Origin of the sequence: Roseateles sp. UC29_93 (genome assembly GCF_042695725.1) — a bacterium.
GTDB lineage: Bacteria > Pseudomonadota > Gammaproteobacteria > Burkholderiales > Burkholderiaceae_C > Roseateles > Roseateles noduli_A.
This window is the reverse complement of record NZ_CP170545.1, coordinates 67,567-81,075: the sequence shown is the minus strand read 5'-3', so window position 1 is coordinate 81,075 and position 13,509 is coordinate 67,567. Positions and strand designations below refer to the sequence as shown.

12 protein-coding genes and 2 pseudogenes are annotated in these 13,509 nt (G+C 68.9%); 4 read left to right on the top strand and 10 right to left on the bottom strand.

The window, feature by feature from the left end; genetic code table 11:
- Nucleotides 1–19 precede the first annotated feature (19 nt).
- A pseudogene (gene pepN, locus ACFJIX_RS00380) lies at nt 20–2,726 on the bottom strand (aminopeptidase N).
- Nucleotides 2,727–2,801: 75 nt separating this feature from the next.
- Nucleotides 2,802–3,906, bottom strand: a protein-coding gene (gene prfB / locus ACFJIX_RS00375; protein ID WP_377156907.1) for a peptide chain release factor 2 whose coding sequence is annotated in 2 segments (ribosomal slippage) — nt 2,802–3,824 and nt 3,826–3,906 — 1,104 coding nt in all. Because the reading frame shifts where the segments join, the coding sequence is not laid out codon by codon here.
- 86 nt (nt 3,907–3,992) lie between these two features.
- Between prfB and ACFJIX_RS00370 the strand changes: the two genes are divergently transcribed.
- Nucleotides 3,993–4,382: a DUF4212 domain-containing protein gene (locus tag ACFJIX_RS00370; protein ID WP_377156905.1), complete on the top strand. Its 390-nt coding sequence runs from the start codon at nt 3,993–3,995 to the stop codon at nt 4,380–4,382.
- Between the two features lie 3 nt (nt 4,383–4,385).
- Here the strand turns inward: ACFJIX_RS00370 and ACFJIX_RS00365 are convergent, their stop codons facing one another.
- Nucleotides 4,386–5,249, bottom strand: coding sequence for a plasmid replication/partition related protein (locus tag ACFJIX_RS00365; protein ID WP_377156904.1), 864 nt, complete (start codon nt 5,247–5,249; stop codon nt 4,386–4,388).
- A gap of 222 nt (nt 5,250–5,471) precedes the next feature.
- On the opposite strand from ACFJIX_RS00365, the gene ACFJIX_RS00360 reads away from it, so the two are divergent.
- Nucleotides 5,472–6,053 carry an acyl-CoA thioesterase gene (locus ACFJIX_RS00360; RefSeq protein ID WP_377156902.1) on the top strand — a complete coding sequence of 194 codons (582 nt, stop codon included), beginning with the start codon at nt 5,472–5,474 and terminating at the stop codon, nt 6,051–6,053.
- On the opposite strand, the gene ACFJIX_RS00355 is transcribed toward ACFJIX_RS00360, so the two are convergent.
- On the bottom strand, nt 6,050–6,976 hold the full coding sequence (locus tag ACFJIX_RS00355) for an alpha/beta fold hydrolase (protein ID WP_377156901.1): 927 nt from the start codon (nt 6,974–6,976) through the stop codon (nt 6,050–6,052). The genes ACFJIX_RS00360 and ACFJIX_RS00355 overlap by 4 nt on opposite strands.
- 185 nt (nt 6,977–7,161) lie before the next feature.
- Nucleotides 7,162–7,890: a CPBP family intramembrane glutamic endopeptidase gene (locus ACFJIX_RS00350; RefSeq protein WP_377156900.1), complete on the bottom strand. Its 729-nt coding sequence runs from the start codon at nt 7,888–7,890 to the stop codon at nt 7,162–7,164.
- Nucleotides 7,891–7,907: 17 nt separating this feature from the next.
- Here ACFJIX_RS00350 and ACFJIX_RS00345 point away from each other — a divergent pair, with 17 nt between their 5' ends.
- Nucleotides 7,908–8,402: a GNAT family N-acetyltransferase gene (locus ACFJIX_RS00345; RefSeq protein ID WP_377156898.1), complete on the top strand. Its 495-nt coding sequence runs from the start codon at nt 7,908–7,910 to the stop codon at nt 8,400–8,402.
- Between the two features lie 15 nt (nt 8,403–8,417).
- Here the strand turns inward: ACFJIX_RS00345 and arsC are convergent, their stop codons facing one another.
- Nucleotides 8,418–8,771 carry an arsenate reductase (glutaredoxin) gene (gene arsC / locus ACFJIX_RS00340; RefSeq protein WP_377156896.1) on the bottom strand — a complete coding sequence of 118 codons (354 nt, stop codon included), beginning with the start codon at nt 8,769–8,771 and terminating at the stop codon, nt 8,418–8,420.
- A gap of 223 nt (nt 8,772–8,994) precedes the next feature.
- On the opposite strand from arsC, the pseudogene ACFJIX_RS00335 reads away from it, so the two are divergent.
- Nucleotides 8,995–10,762 (top strand): annotated as a pseudogene (locus ACFJIX_RS00335) (acyl-CoA synthetase).
- Nucleotides 10,763–10,949: 187 nt separating this feature from the next.
- Here the strand turns inward: ACFJIX_RS00335 and ACFJIX_RS00330 are convergent.
- The 4 genes from ACFJIX_RS00330 to ACFJIX_RS00315 all read right to left on the bottom strand — a co-directional run bounded on the left by ACFJIX_RS00330 (nt 10,950) and on the right by ACFJIX_RS00315 (nt 13,419).
- On the bottom strand, nt 10,950–11,372 hold the full coding sequence (locus ACFJIX_RS00330) for a hypothetical protein (protein WP_377156895.1): 423 nt from the start codon (nt 11,370–11,372) through the stop codon (nt 10,950–10,952).
- A 554-nt stretch (nt 11,373–11,926) separates the two neighbouring features.
- Nucleotides 11,927–12,517: a hypothetical protein gene (locus ACFJIX_RS00325; RefSeq protein ID WP_377156894.1), complete on the bottom strand. Its 591-nt coding sequence runs from the start codon at nt 12,515–12,517 to the stop codon at nt 11,927–11,929.
- An 82-nt stretch (nt 12,518–12,599) separates the two neighbouring features.
- Nucleotides 12,600–12,842: a helix-turn-helix domain-containing protein gene (locus tag ACFJIX_RS00320; protein ID WP_377156893.1), complete on the bottom strand. Its 243-nt coding sequence runs from the start codon at nt 12,840–12,842 to the stop codon at nt 12,600–12,602.
- Between the two features lie 25 nt (nt 12,843–12,867).
- Nucleotides 12,868–13,419 carry a DUF2975 domain-containing protein gene (locus ACFJIX_RS00315; protein WP_377156892.1) on the bottom strand — a complete coding sequence of 184 codons (552 nt, stop codon included), beginning with the start codon at nt 13,417–13,419 and terminating at the stop codon, nt 12,868–12,870.
- Nucleotides 13,420–13,509: the final 90 nt, after the last annotated feature.

The window sequence follows — 13,509 nt, the reverse complement described above, 5'->3', positions numbered from 1 at the left end:
TAGTGCGCCGCGCGTGGCATCAATGCTGCGTGTCCGAGGCCAGCGCGCGCTCGATGATCTCGCGCACGTCGTTGGACAGGTCCGGCTTGGCGGCGACGCGGGCGATGGCCTCGCGGGCGGCGCTGCGGTACGGCTGCGCCAGCGCGGTCCAGCGGTCCATCACGCGCGCCAGCCGACCGGCGACCTGCGGATTGATCGCGTCCAGCGCCAGCACCTGCTCCGCCCAGAAGACGTAGCCCGCCGCGTCGGCGCGGTGGAAGGCGGCCGGGTTGAACATCGTCAGCGAGAAGATCAGGCTGCGCGCGCGGTTCGGGTTCTTCAGCGTGAAGTCGGCGTGCTTCATCAGCTGCTTGACCTTGGCGAAGGTCCTGCCGTCGCGCTCGGCCGCGCGGCCTTGCAGCGCGAACCACTTGTCGATGACCAGCGCCTCGCCCTTGAACTGGGCGTGGAAGCGCGCCAGCGCGCTGTCGGCCAGCTCCGCGTGCGCCTGCACCAGCGCGGACAGCGCGCCCATGCGATCGGTCATGTTGGTCGCGTCCTTGAAGCGCTGGTACGCGCGACCCGGCCACACGCCGTCGCCGGTGTGGGTCGCGTTCAGGACCAGCATCGCCAGCGACAGGTTCACCAGCGCGCGCTTGCCGCTCTGCACCGGGTCCGGGTTGTAGCCGGTCGTGACCTGATGCGCGTCGAAGGCCCAGGCCCAGTCGGCCTGCAGTGCCGACGCCAGCTGTGTCTGCGCCGCCTCGACCGCGGCATGGATGGCTTGCGGATCGACGACGTCGAGCTGCTCGGCGATGTAGGCCTCGTCGGGCAGTTGCAGCGCCAGCGCCTTGAAGGCGGGGTCCAGCTCCGGATGACGCAGCACCGCGCGCATCGCGTCGATGTAGGCCGCGTCCAGCACCAGCGGCTGGCCCGAGCGCACGGCGCCGAGGATGCGGTTCAGCGCCAGGCGCTGGCTGGCTTCCCAGCGGTTGAAGGCGTCGCTGTCATGCTTGAGCAGCACCAGCAGCTCGGCGTCGCCCAGGCCGTCGTCCAGCACCACCGGCGCCGAGAAGCCGCGCAGCAGCGACGGCACCGGCTCGGACGGCACGTTGACGAAGACGAAGGACTGCTCGACCTGGTCCAGGACCAGCACGCGCTCGGTGTCGGTGGCGCCGGCGGCGCCGCCCACCACGTCGTCCACGCCTTGCTGCATCAGCGGCAGCGACTGGCCGTCGCGCGACAGCAGCCCCAGCGACACAGGGATCACCTGCGGCAGCTTGGCCGTCTGGCCCTGCGAGGCCGCGCTCGATTGCGTCAGCGTCAGCGTCCAGGTCTGCGCGGCGGCGTCGTACACGCCACGGGCCTGCAGGCGCGGCGTGCCGGCCTGCGCGTACCAGCGCTTGAACGCATCCAGGCGCGTCGTCAGCGGCGAGCCCGGGTTCGCGTCCGCGATCGCCTGCGCGAAGTCGTCGCAGGTCACGGCCTGGCCGTCATGCCGCTCGAAATACAGCGCCATGCCCTTGGCGAAACCGTCGCGGCCGACCAGCGTCTGGTACATGCGGACGACTTCCGCGCCCTTCTCGTAGACGGTCGCGGTGTAGAAGTTGTTGATCTCGACGTACTCGTCGGGACGCACCGAGTGCGCCATCGCGCCGGCATCCTCGGGGAACTGGCGGGCGCGCAGCGCGCGCACGTCCTCGATGCGGCAGACCGCGCGCGCGCTCGGCGTGGCGGCCATGTCCTGGCTGAATTCCTGGTCGCGGAAGACGGTCAGGCCTTCCTTGAGCGACAGCTGGAACCAGTCGCGGCAGGTGACGCGGTTGCCGGTCCAGTTGTGGAAGTACTCGTGCGCGACGATCGACTCGATGCGGGCGAAGTCCGCGTCGGTCGCCGTGGCGGGGGAGGCCAGCAGCGCCGAGGTGTTGAAGATGTTCAACCCCTTGTTCTCCATCGCGCCCATGTTGAAGTCGGACACGCCGACGACCATGAAGCGCTCCAGATCCAGCGGCAGGTTGAAGCGCGCCTCGTCCCACACGACCGACGCGATCAGCGAGTTCATCGCATGCTCGGTCTTTTCCAGGTCGCCCTGGCGGACGTAGACCTGCAGCAGGTGGTCCTTGCCGCCGCGGGTGCGGATGCGCTGCTCTCGCGCGACCAGGTCGCCGGCGACCATCGCGAAGAGGTAGCTGGGCTTGGGGAAACGGATCGTGCCACTTGGCCAGGTGGCGACCGTTGTCGAGCGTGGCCGATTCGATCAGGTTGCCGTTGGACAGCAGCACCGGGTATCTGGCCTTGTCGGCGCGCATCGTCACCGTGTAGACCGCCATCACGTCGGGGCGGTCCAGGAAGTAGGTGATGCGGCGGAAGCCTTCGGCCTCGCACTGCGTGAAGAAGCTGCCGCCGGAGGTGTACAGGCCCGACAGCGTCGTGTTCTTGTCCGGGCAGCAGGTGTTGCGGATCTCGAGCGTGAAGTCCGCGTCGGGCACGTTGTCGATGATCAGCTCATGGCCTTCCTGGCGGAAGGACACGCTCTCGCCGTCGATCAGCACGCGCAGCAGGTTGAGCTCCTCGCCATGCAGGCGCAGGGGGCCGTGGGGCACCGCGGCGTTGCGTTCCAGGCGCATCTTGCTGGCGACCAGCGTCTTGGCCGGATCGAGGTCGAAGCACAGGTCGACGGTGCGGATCCAGAAGATCGGCGCGACGTAATCGGCGCGGCGGATCAGGGTGGCGGTGCCTTCACGCATGACGGACTTCCTTGTAGGAATGAAGAAGCCCCGGGCCGGGGATCGAGCACCGGGGCATGGGTCTCATTGTTTTTCTTAGACGCCCTGTTTGAGGGACGCCGTGATGAACGCGTCGAGGTCGCCGTCCAGCACCTTCTGGGTGTTGGAGATCTCGACGTTGGTGCGCAGGTCCTTGATGCGGCTCTGGTCCAGCACGTACGAGCGGATCTGGTGGCCCCAGCCCACGTCGGTCTTGCTGTCCTCGAGCTTCTGCTGCTCGGCCATGCGCTTCTTCATCTCATGGTCGTACAGGCGCGAGCGCAGGCGCTTCCAGGCGACGTCGCGGTTGCTGTGCTGGCTGCGGCCGTCCTGGCACTGCACGACGATGCCGGTCGGGATGTGGGTCAGGCGCACCGCCGAGTCGGTCTTGTTGATGTGCTGACCGCCCGCGCCGGACGCGCGGTAGGTGTCGGTGCGGACGTCCGACGGGTTGATGTCGATCTCGATCGAATCATCCACTTCCGGATACACGAACAGCGAGGCGAAGCTGGTGTGGCGGCCGCCCGAGGAGTCGAACGGGCTCTTGCGGACCAGGCGGTGCACGCCCGACTCGGAGCGCAGCAGGCCGAAGGCGTACTCGCCTTCCACCTTGATGGTGGCGCTCTTGATGCCGGCGATCTCGTCGTCGGTCTGCTCTTCGACGTCGGCCTTGAAGCCCTTGCGCTCGCAATACTTCAGGTACTGGCGCAGCAGCATGCCGGCCCAGTCGCAGGCCTCGGTGCCGCCGGCGCCGGCCTGGATGTCGATGAAGCAGTTCAGCGGGTCGGCCGGGTTGTTGAACATCCGGCGGAACTCGAGTTCCTCGACCTTCTCGGTCAGCTTGACGGACTCGGCCTCGATGGTCTGGATGCCGGCGATGTCGTTGTCGTCCTTGGACATCTCGTACAACTCGAGGTTGTCGGCGATGTTGGACGTCAGGTGGTTGATCGTCTCGACGACCTGTTCCAGCGTGCGCTTTTCCTTGCCGAGCTCCTGGGCCCGCTTGGGGTCGTTCCAGACGTTGGGGTTCTCCAGGGCGGCGTTGACTTCATTCAACCGCAGTGCTTTGCGGTCGTAGTCAAAGGTACCCCCTTAGCGCGTCGGTACGCGCTTGCAGATCGGTCAGCGTGTTGCCGATCGCATTGATTTGTTCGATGTCCATGATTCGCTCGAAGGGTGGAGCCCCCGAGGGGCCCGAAGCCGGGTATTTTCTCATGCTGACGCGAACGGGCTCCCTAAGATGGCGGGATGCGTCCGAAACCGCCTGTCCCCGATGCGGGTTACCCGTCCGGAACCCCCTCCGGCACCCCGTCCGGAACCTTCCGCGCCCGGCGCCGGCGGGTGCGCCGCGGCAATTGGCGGCTGACGCTCATGCTGCTCGTCGTGTGGGCGCTGGTGACCTTCGGCGTCGCGTATTTCGCGCGGGTGCTCAGCTTCGATTTCTTCGGCTGGCCGTTCAGCTTCTGGGTGGGCTCGCAGGGGGCGTTGATCGTCTACGTGGCGATCGTCGTCATCTATGCGACCGTCATGAACCGCCGGGAGGCGGAGGCGGGGGTGCAAGACCCGGCACCGTATTTCGATGAGGTGGAGGCCAAGCGGCCCGAGCGCGAGCGCGCCGGGCCGATCACCGGGTTCTGAACGTCAGAAGGGCGACGAAGAGTCCTGCTTCGCCGCGGCCAGTTGCGCCTGCAGTTCCGCGACTTGCGCGCGCAGCTTGATGTTCTCGTCCTGCAGCGCGCCGACCTGCGCGCGCAGCAGCGCGACGGCCGGATCGGCCTCGAGTTCACCCTCCTCGTTCGTCGGTACGCCCAGCAGCTCCACGGCCACTTCGGCGACGGCGTCGCCCGCGGCCTTCTTGCCGACCTTGGACTCGCGCACGCGCTTGGCGGCCTGGCGCAGTTCCTTCTTCCCGCCGGCGGCGGCGGCGGCCTGTTCCTCGGCGGGCAGGTCGGCGATCACGGCGGCCGCGCTGATCGAGACCTCGCCCGACTTCACGGCCGCCACGAGTTCGGGCGCGGCGGCCTTCTGGATCTTCTCGATCTGCGTCACGGTGGCGCTGCTGATGCGCGCGGCGCGCGCGATCGCTTCGCGGCTTTTCAGCGGCGGGGCGTCGGGCACGGGGGCGGCGGTCGCGTCGGCGACGGGGACCTCCGGGGCCGGGTCGTTGAGCACGGCCAGCCGGCGCGCTTCCATGATCTCCTTCTTGCGCAGGGCGAGCACGCCGCGCTGGAAGTCGGAGACGCTGCGACGGCCCAGGTGCTGGTCGATCATCCACAGGTGGACGTCTTCCATCGACTTGAAGCGGGTGTTCTGCACCGTCTGGAAGGGGATGCCGTGCTTGGTGCAGATGCCGTGGCGGTTGTGGCCGTCGACGAGGATGTCGCCCCAGAGCACGAGCGCGTCGCGGCAGCCCTCGGCGAGGATGCTGCGCTCGAGCGCGGCGTATTCGTCCTCGGTCAGCGGATCGATGTAGGCCTTGAGTTCTTCGGTGACGATGATGTTCATGGGGACGGGCAGCGGGACGGCAGGGACAACAGGGGAAGACGCCGGCAGGGCATGACCCTGCCGCGCGGTGTTCGGAATGTGCGACTGGCGCGCGGGTCGCACGGGCGACGGACGACGCCGGAAAAGGGCGGCATTCTGCCTAACTCGCGACGCTAACCTGTCGCACCCCGAGCGCGAGCGTCGGAAATCCCACGGAACCCACCCCCAGATGAGCGCCCCCCGATGAGCGAGATGAACGAAGCGATCCCCGCGCCGGTCGACCCGTTGTCCAGCGGCTGGGACTACCCGTCCCCCCATCGGTTGGCGGTGAGCCCCCAACCGGCGGACATCGACGGCCTGAATCACACCAACAACGCGGTCTACGTGAAGTGGTGCGAGCAGGTCGCGTGGTCGCACTCGGTGGCGCTGGGGCTGGACATCGAGGACTACCGCCGCCTCGACCGCGCGATGGCGATCCGCCACGGCGGCTACGACTATCTGCTGCCGTCCTTCGAAGGCGAGGCGCTGGTGCTGGGCACCTGGCTGACGGCGGGGGACGGCAAGCTCGCCGATGGAGCGCCGCTTCCAGCTGCGCCGTGCGAGCGACGGCCTGACGCTGATGCGCGGCCGCTGGGACCTGGTGTGCATCGACATCAGCGGCGGCCGCCCGAAGCGGATGCCGCCGGAGTTCATCGCGGCGTATCAGGCGGCGGTGGTGTCGCAAGACTAGGCGCGAACCTCGCCCTCGCTTGCTCCCTCTCCCGCTTGCGGGAGAGGGCAGGGGGTGAGGGCCGGGGTCGTGGCAGTGAGATGGGCGACGACTAGCCGAGAAACTCCTGCACCGCGCGCGCCAGCGCCTCTGGCTGGTCGTGATGCATCATGTGCGCCGCCTGCTGGAGCGTGACGCGCTGCAGATCCTTGACGACGCTGAGCCGGCTCTCGAAGTCCTCGCGCGGATAGCGGTCGCCCCACCACTGCGAGAGCTTGGTCTCGCTGCCCTCGACCCACAGCGTGGGCGCCTCGATGCGCGACCAGCAGGCGAGCGCCTCAGCCTTCTTGTAGAGCACCGGATTGGTCCGCTTGTGCGCGGGGTCGCCGAGGATGTGCCACCGCCCGTCGTCGCCTTGCCGCGACCAGTGCGGCGCGAGCCACGCGGCCTTGTCGGCGGAGAGCCGCGGATTCGTCTTCATCAGCCGCTGCGCCACACCCTCGACACTGTCGTAGGTCTTCAGGCTCTGCGGCGCCTTGAGTTCATCGAGCCAGCTCGCGAGCCGCGCCGGCGCCATCTCGGGTGTCGTGTCCGGCAGCCCGAAGCCTTCGAGGTTCACGAGCTTGCGCAGCCGCTGCGGCCGCACGCCCGCATAGGTCATCGCGATGTTGCCGCCCATGCTGTGGCCGAGCAGGTCGACCGGTGCGTCAGGACTGACGGCATCGAGCAACGCATCCAGATCGCCGAGGTAGTCGGGGAACCAGTACGCATCGCTTCCGTTGGCATCGGTGAGCCCGAAGCCACGCCAGTCGATGGCGACGACGCTGCGCTCCTCGCGGAACGCGTCGACCATGAACTGGAACGACGCGCCGACGTCCATCCAGCCGTGGACCATCACGAGCAGCGGTCGCTGCCCGTCGGGTTCAGGTCCCCACCTCAGGACGTGATGGCGCAAGCCGCGCAGCGTCATGAACTCGCTGCGATGCGGGCGGCGGACGGTGTACTCGGAAGAGGGCGCGGTACTGGAGTCGGTGCTCATGGACGGCGACTGTAGTGCGGCGCGGGGAAGGGCGCTTTCGCCATGGAGACAATGGCGCCCGCTTCCTCCTCCGCGACGGCGTCGGCGAGTCGGAGGACTCGACCGAAGGCTCGAACATGGCCCAGGGCAGTGATGCAGGCCAGGCTCTCAGCGCCGCGAGTGTTCGAAGTCGAAGTCGAAGGCCCTTACGCCGATGCGTGCCCCGATGCCAGCAGCAGGAGACCTGCAGCAAACAGCGTCCAGTCGTTGAGCACATGCGCCAGCGTCGACACCCAGAGGTTGCGGGTCCACAGGTAGGCCAGCGACAGGACCAATCGAGCCGAGCCGATGACCACCACGCACTGCACCCAGTTCCATTGGTAGGTGGGGAGGTGGGCCATGCCGAAGATCAGCGCGGAGATCCACCACGCGGCCACGATCGCGGTCCGTCTGGACCAACCCGCGCGCGTCGTGAAGAGCGTCATCAGCGCGAGGAAGGGCAGCATCGTCAGCACTTCCTCACCCAGCAGTTGAGGCAGGGTCCTCAGGGCGAAGAGCCATCGGTCCGCGGTCGACTCATGCGCCAGGACGTCGAAGACGGGATTGGCGCTCACGCCGAAGAAGCGGGTGGTCAGCAGGCCCAGGGCGACCGTGACGACCAGATTGAGCAGGGCGATCCCCACCGCGATCGCGATCGCCTTGATGCCCACGCGTTGGAACAGCGCCCGCCAATGCCGGCCCGCCACGGCACGCAGCACAAGCAAGGGAATGGCGGGGAAGAGGACGGCCGGGACGAAGGCCAGGAGCGGCGAGGACTCGCCGATCGGCAGGTAGAGCGTCAAGAAGCCCGCCACCACGGCCAGCATCAGCCACGCCCATTGAGCAGGGCGCAGGGCGACGGGTTCACCGTTGTAGAAGGGGAAGTCTCTCGTCATCCATACAGAATACCCACATGTCCGCAATACCCGACCCCTACACCCTCCGCCCCGCGCGGCCCGACGACCTGAGCGCCATCGTCGGCCTCATCGGCGAGCTCGCCGACTTCGAGAACCTGTCGCACCTGATGGACGTGACGCCCGAGAAGCTGCTCCCGCATCTCTTCGGCGAGCGTCCGGTCTGCGAGGCCATGGTCGCCGAACACGACAGCGGCGCGGTCGTCGCGTTCGCGCTGACCTTCACCAACTTCTCGACCTTCCTCGGCAAGCCGGGGATGTACCTCGAGGACCTGTACGTGCAGCCCGCGCATCGCGGCGCGGGCCTGGGCAAGCGCATGCTGACGCGCCTGGCGCAGATCGCGATCGAGCGCGACTACGGCCGCTTCGAATGGTGCGTGCTCGACTGGAACGAGAACGCCATCCGCTTCTACGAGAAGATGGGCGCGACGATCATGCCGGACTGGCGGCTGTGCCGTCTGACGGGCGATGCGCTCGCGCGGTTCAAGGGCTGATCCAGCCCCTGCCGATCACTTCAGCCAGTCGTTCAACAGCTCCGGCGGACGCGCGATCAACGCGCGGTCGCCCTGCACGACGATTGCCCGCTGCAGCAGCTTCGGTCGGTCCGCGACCGCCTGCAGCAGCTGTGTGTCGGTCAGCGAAGCGTCCGCCAGGTTGAGCTCGCGATAGTCGTCCTCGTTGTCGCGCACCATCGCGCGTACCGGCGTGCCGAGCTGCCGGTGCAGCGTCTGCAGCTCGGGCAGCGTCAACGGCGTCTCGAGGTACTCGACGACCTCGGGCCGAAGGCCACGGGACTCCAGCAGCGCGAGCGCCTCGCGCGACTTGGAGCAGCGGGGGTGGTTGTGCAGGATCTTGAGGCTCATGCGGCCCAGTGTAGGAGGCGTCCCGGCCCGCGGCTTCCGCAGCGCGCCCACGTTCAGCTTCGCGATTCACATATCGATATGCGGACCGTCCGCCGCTTGCCCATGCACCTCCCGCGGGCATCGCGATCCTCCCGGGCACCGACATGGCGCTACGGGCTTTCCATGACGCCCGCCCCGGACCCGCTCGCTAGCATCCACGCTCTTGTTCCAGGATGGAGACCCGATGACCGGCAAGACCGCCAAGGACGCCGGCCCGGCCGACGGCATCACCGTGCCCCGCGCGGCGACTCGCGCCGCGCCCGACGCCTACGCGCTGGTCCATGGCGCCTTCCGCTGGCAGGTGCCCGAGCGCCTGGCCATCGCCGAGCTCTGCTGCCGGCCGCTGGGCCCGCGAGACGCCCGATGCGCCCGCCGTCTTCTTCGACAGCGACAGCGGCTGCCGCGCGCAGTACTCCTTCGGCCAGCTGCAGCGCGCCGCCAACCGGCTGTCCAACGCGCTGAAGCGCCTGGGCGTCGAGGCCGGCGACCGCGTGGCGCTCGTGCTGCCGCAACGCTTCGAGACCGCCGTCGCGCACATCGCGATCAATCAGCTCGGCGCGGTCGCGATGCCCTTGTCCATGCTCTTCGGGCCCGATGCGCTCGAGTACCGACTCAGGGACAGCGAAGCCTGCGTCGCGATCGTCGAGGGCGGCGCACTGGACGCGCTGCGCTCGGTGCGCGCATCGTGCCCGGCGCTGCGCCATGTGATGGTCGTCGGCGAGTCCGATGCCCACGAGGGCGAAGCCGGCTGGATGGCCGCCCTGCAGGCCGAGGACGCGCGCTTCGCCGCGCGCGACAACGCGGCCGAGGACCCCGCGATCCTGATCTACACCAGCGGCACGACCGGCGCGCCCAAGGGCGCCTTGCTGCCGCAGCGCGCGCTGCTCGGCAACCTCACCGGCTTCATCGCGAGCCAGAACTGGTTCGGCTTCGATCCACACGATCCGACCGTGCGCAGCGAGGCCGTGTTCTGGAGCCCCGCCGACTGGGCCTGGACCGGCGGCCTGATGGACGCGCTGCTGCCGTCGCTGTGCTTCGGCCGGCCCATCCTCGGCTACCAGGGCCGCTTCTCGCCGGAGAAGGCTTTCGAGCTGATGCAGCACTACCGCGTCAGCCATACGTTCCTGTTCCCGACCGCGCTGAAGGCGATGATGAAGGCCGTGCCGCATCCCGCCGAGCACTACACGCTGCACCTGCAGGCCGTCATGAGCGCGGGCGAAGCCGTCGGCGACGCGGTCTTCGACTGGGGGCAGCGCGAGCTCGGCGTGACGATCAACGAGATGTTCGGGCAGACCGAGATCAACTACGTCGTCGGCAACTGCGCGCGGCTGTGGCCGGCCAAGCCCGGCAGCATGGGCCGCGCCTATCCGGGCCACCGCGTCGCGGTCATCGATGAGGAGGGGCAGGTCTGTCCGCCCGGGCGGATCGGCGAAGTGGCCGTGCATCGGCGCGACGCGCAGGGCGTGCCCGATCCGATCTTCTTCCTCGGCTACTGGCGCAACGAGGCAGCGACCGCCGCGAAGTTCACCGGCGATCCGGCGGACAGCTGGTGCCGCACCGGCGACCTCGCCCTCGCCGACGAGGATGGCTACCTCTGGTACCAGGGGCGCTCCGACGACCAGTTCAAGGTGGCGGGCTATCGCATCGGCCCGGGCGAGATCGAGAATTGCCTCGTGCGCCACGAGGCCGTCGCCAACGCCGCCGTCGTGCCCAAGCCCGATGCCGAGCGGGGCGCGCTGGTGAAGGCCTTCGTCGTGCTGGCGCCGGGACGGCAGCCGTCGGCCGCGTTGGTCGCGGAGCTGCAGGACTTCGTCAAGCAGCGGCTCGCGCCCTACGAGTACCCGAAGGAGATCGAGTTCCTCGACGCGTTGCCGATGACGACCACCGGGAAGGTGCAGCGCCGCGTGCTGCGGCAACTGGAAGCGGACCGCGCGACGGGACGCGTTGTCTGATCCGTTGTCTGATCCGTTGACTGCCTAGGCCGCTGGCCCTCACCCCCGCCCTCTCCCGCAAGCGGGAGAGGGAGTCGCGAGAGGCTCCGGCATGACCCCCTCTCCCGCTTGCGGGAGAGGGCAGGGGTGAGGGCCAGCAGCCTCACGCACGAACCACCAGCCAGACCGCGAGAGAGAGCACGCCCGGTCAGCTTGCGCGCGTGTTGCGCAGCTTCACGTAAAGCTTGGTGTTGGCGCCCGGTTGCGGCTGCAGCAGCGCCGCGTCGGGCCATTGCTCCTGGCCGGTCAGCACGGTGCAGGCGCGGGACGGCTTGCCCTTGGGCGTCTCGGGCTCGCGCTGCCGGGCCTCGGAGGGCAGCGGCAGGCGCAGGTGCTGGCCGCCCTCCGTCCAGTCGAGGTTCCACTGCGGCTGGTCGCTGCACACGATGACGCCGTCGATCTGCGGGAACATCCAGCGCACGTACCAGGGCAGCAGCTCGGTGCGCAGCCGCTGCCCGACCGCGACGATGCGCCGCACCGTGGCCATGTCCAGCATCTCCGGCGGCGTCGCGAGGTCGATGCTCAGCCGCACGCCCAGATCCCCCTTGGGCACGTTGGTGCCGAAGTCCATGTCCTTGGCCTGCTGCTCGGGGAAGGTCGGCAGGTCGAAGCGGCCCTTGTCGTCGAGGGGGGATGGGGATGTAGTCGTCGTCGCTCATCAGCGCGAGCTTGGTGCCGGCCGGCGGCGGCTTGGTCGAGTCCTTCGCGTCGGTCAACACGAAGCGGCTCACGAACAGGCCTTCGCCTTCGGTGCGCAACTTCGACAGCAGCTCGTTGAGCCGCTTGTAGGGGAAGGAGGCGCCGCGCTTCATGTCGCTCTGCACCGTGGGCAGGGCGACCGCGCCGGAAGCCGGCGGTGCGGCCGCGACGGCGGCCGACGTCTCGGCGGCGGTCGCCGCGGCGACCGGATCGCAGGCGGCGAGGGTGCTCACCACGGCGATGGCGATCGCGACGACTGGAACGCGGCGCGCCGCGCGGGTGAACTGCTGGGGCTTCACTTCGACTCTCTCCCTGTGTCGCAAAACGCGATCTGCGCTGAACGGTGCGCGGCCGGTGTGGGTTGACGACGCGTGTCCCGCATCGGGGTGTCATCGATCAGGCCGTGGCGCGAGCGCGCGTCCGCGCTCATCGCCGGCACTTGCCGCGCGCCTCGGCGAGCAGCCAGAACGGCGCGCTCAGCAGGCCCGCGCCGCCGCCCGCGAACTCGCCCTTCAGGCAGTCGCCGCTGGCGCCTTTCATCATCTCGTTGCCGAGCTTCGTCGACGCATCGATCTTGTCGGGCGCGAGGCTGGCGTGGTCCGCGCGCTCGGCGAGCAGCGGCTGGCCCTGCGTCGACTGGCGGACCGCGCGCTGCGTCGCGGCGCCGTACATCAGGTCCCGGCCGGTTGCACCGGAGGCCGCCGAGGCCGGCGCCGGCGCGGCGATCACCACGGTGGATCGCGGCTCTTCCGCGTGGCGGTCGACCTCGGGTCGTGGCGCCTGGACACGCGCTGACGGCGGTGTCGACGGGGCGGTCTGAGAGGACGGCATGTCGGGGTCAGGCCTTGCCCGACGATCCGCAGACCGGGCGACCAGCGTCGTCTTCGGCGCCGGCTTCGGCAGCGGCGGCAACTGGATCGTCACCATGCGGATGGACGAACTGCGCTGCTCCCGGTGGGCGTCGGCCCCGTGCCAGGCATGCTGGAGCCAGCCGATCAGCGCGACGTGCAGCAGCAATACCGCGCCGATCGCGAGCGCGCGTGGGCCGAGGCGGCGCTTCCGCCCACGTGGGGCGCGAGGATCGAGAGGATCTCGGGCCTCACGCGCCGCCATCGGATCCTCCGTCCTCGGGCTCGTCGCCCGGCTCCCAGGCGAGCAGGTGGCCGGGCTGGCACTGCAGCACCGCGCAGATCCGCGACAGCGTGTCGAAGCGCACCCCGCGCACCTTGCCGGACTTGAGCAGCGAGAGGTTGGCCTCGGTGATGCCGATGGCCTCGGCGAGCTCCTTCGAGCGCATCTTGCGCTGCGCGAGCATCACGTCGAGTCGGACGACGATGGGCATGGGCGGGGTTCCTGGGCCGGTCCGCTCAGACGAACTCGGCGTTTTCCTGCGCCATGCGCTGGGCCTCGCGCATCACCATCGCCATCGCGATCAGCACCAGGCCCAGCAGCAGCATGATGTAGTGCTCGCTGGCGAGGTGCACGGACAGTATCCGCTGCCCGGGCGGATTGCCGAGCGTCAGCGCCAGGATGGTGACCGTGAAGGTCAGCGGCATGACCAGGGCCATCGTGGTCACCGACTGACCCAGGCGCCGCAGGTGGCGCGTCGCGCCATCGGTGAAGACCTCGCCGCGCAGGTAGGCGCCGAAGAGGCGCCACAGGCACAGCAGCGCGAACAAGGTCAGCAGCGTCTGCGGCAGGTTGACCACCAGGCCCCACGCGCGCGCGACGGCGTCGAACTGCAGGGGGCAGTCCAGGCCCCAGTCCGAGCGCGCGGTGCGTTCCACCAGGCCGCGGTTGGTCCAGAACATCGCTTGGAAACCCACCACCACCGCCATCGCGATCAAAGCCATCGCACGCACGCAGTGAGCAATCCAGCGGATGCGCTGGTGGCTGGCAGGGAAGGGGGCGTCGCTCATGATCTTACCGTCGGGTGGCAAGAAATTACTGTAAAACAATAATTTGATCGGTGCAACGGCGCGGGGTGTAAAGGCGGAGCGGCGCGCTCG

Excerpts from the sequence above, each read along its gene's own strand:
- ACFJIX_RS00370 (WP_377156905.1), top strand. The coding sequence starts at position 3,993 with ATGCGTCCGAAACCGCCTGTCCCCGATGCGGGTTACCCGTCCGGAACC.
- ACFJIX_RS00365 (WP_377156904.1), bottom strand. The coding sequence starts at position 5,249 with ATGAACATCATCGTCACCGAAGAACTCAAGGCCTACATCGATCCGCTG.
- ACFJIX_RS00360 (WP_377156902.1), top strand. The coding sequence starts at position 5,472 with ATGAGCGAGATGAACGAAGCGATCCCCGCGCCGGTCGACCCGTTGTCC.
- ACFJIX_RS00355 (WP_377156901.1), bottom strand. The coding sequence starts at position 6,976 with ATGAGCACCGACTCCAGTACCGCGCCCTCTTCCGAGTACACCGTCCGC.
- ACFJIX_RS00350 (WP_377156900.1), bottom strand. The coding sequence starts at position 7,890 with ATGACGAGAGACTTCCCCTTCTACAACGGTGAACCCGTCGCCCTGCGC.
- ACFJIX_RS00345 (WP_377156898.1), top strand. The coding sequence starts at position 7,908 with ATGTCCGCAATACCCGACCCCTACACCCTCCGCCCCGCGCGGCCCGAC.
- arsC (WP_377156896.1), bottom strand. The coding sequence starts at position 8,771 with ATGAGCCTCAAGATCCTGCACAACCACCCCCGCTGCTCCAAGTCGCGC.
- ACFJIX_RS00330 (WP_377156895.1), bottom strand. The coding sequence starts at position 11,372 with ATGGACTTCGGCACCAACGTGCCCAAGGGGGATCTGGGCGTGCGGCTG.
- ACFJIX_RS00320 (WP_377156893.1), bottom strand. The coding sequence starts at position 12,842 with ATGCCCATCGTCGTCCGACTCGACGTGATGCTCGCGCAGCGCAAGATG.
- ACFJIX_RS00315 (WP_377156892.1), bottom strand. The coding sequence starts at position 13,419 with ATGAGCGACGCCCCCTTCCCTGCCAGCCACCAGCGCATCCGCTGGATT.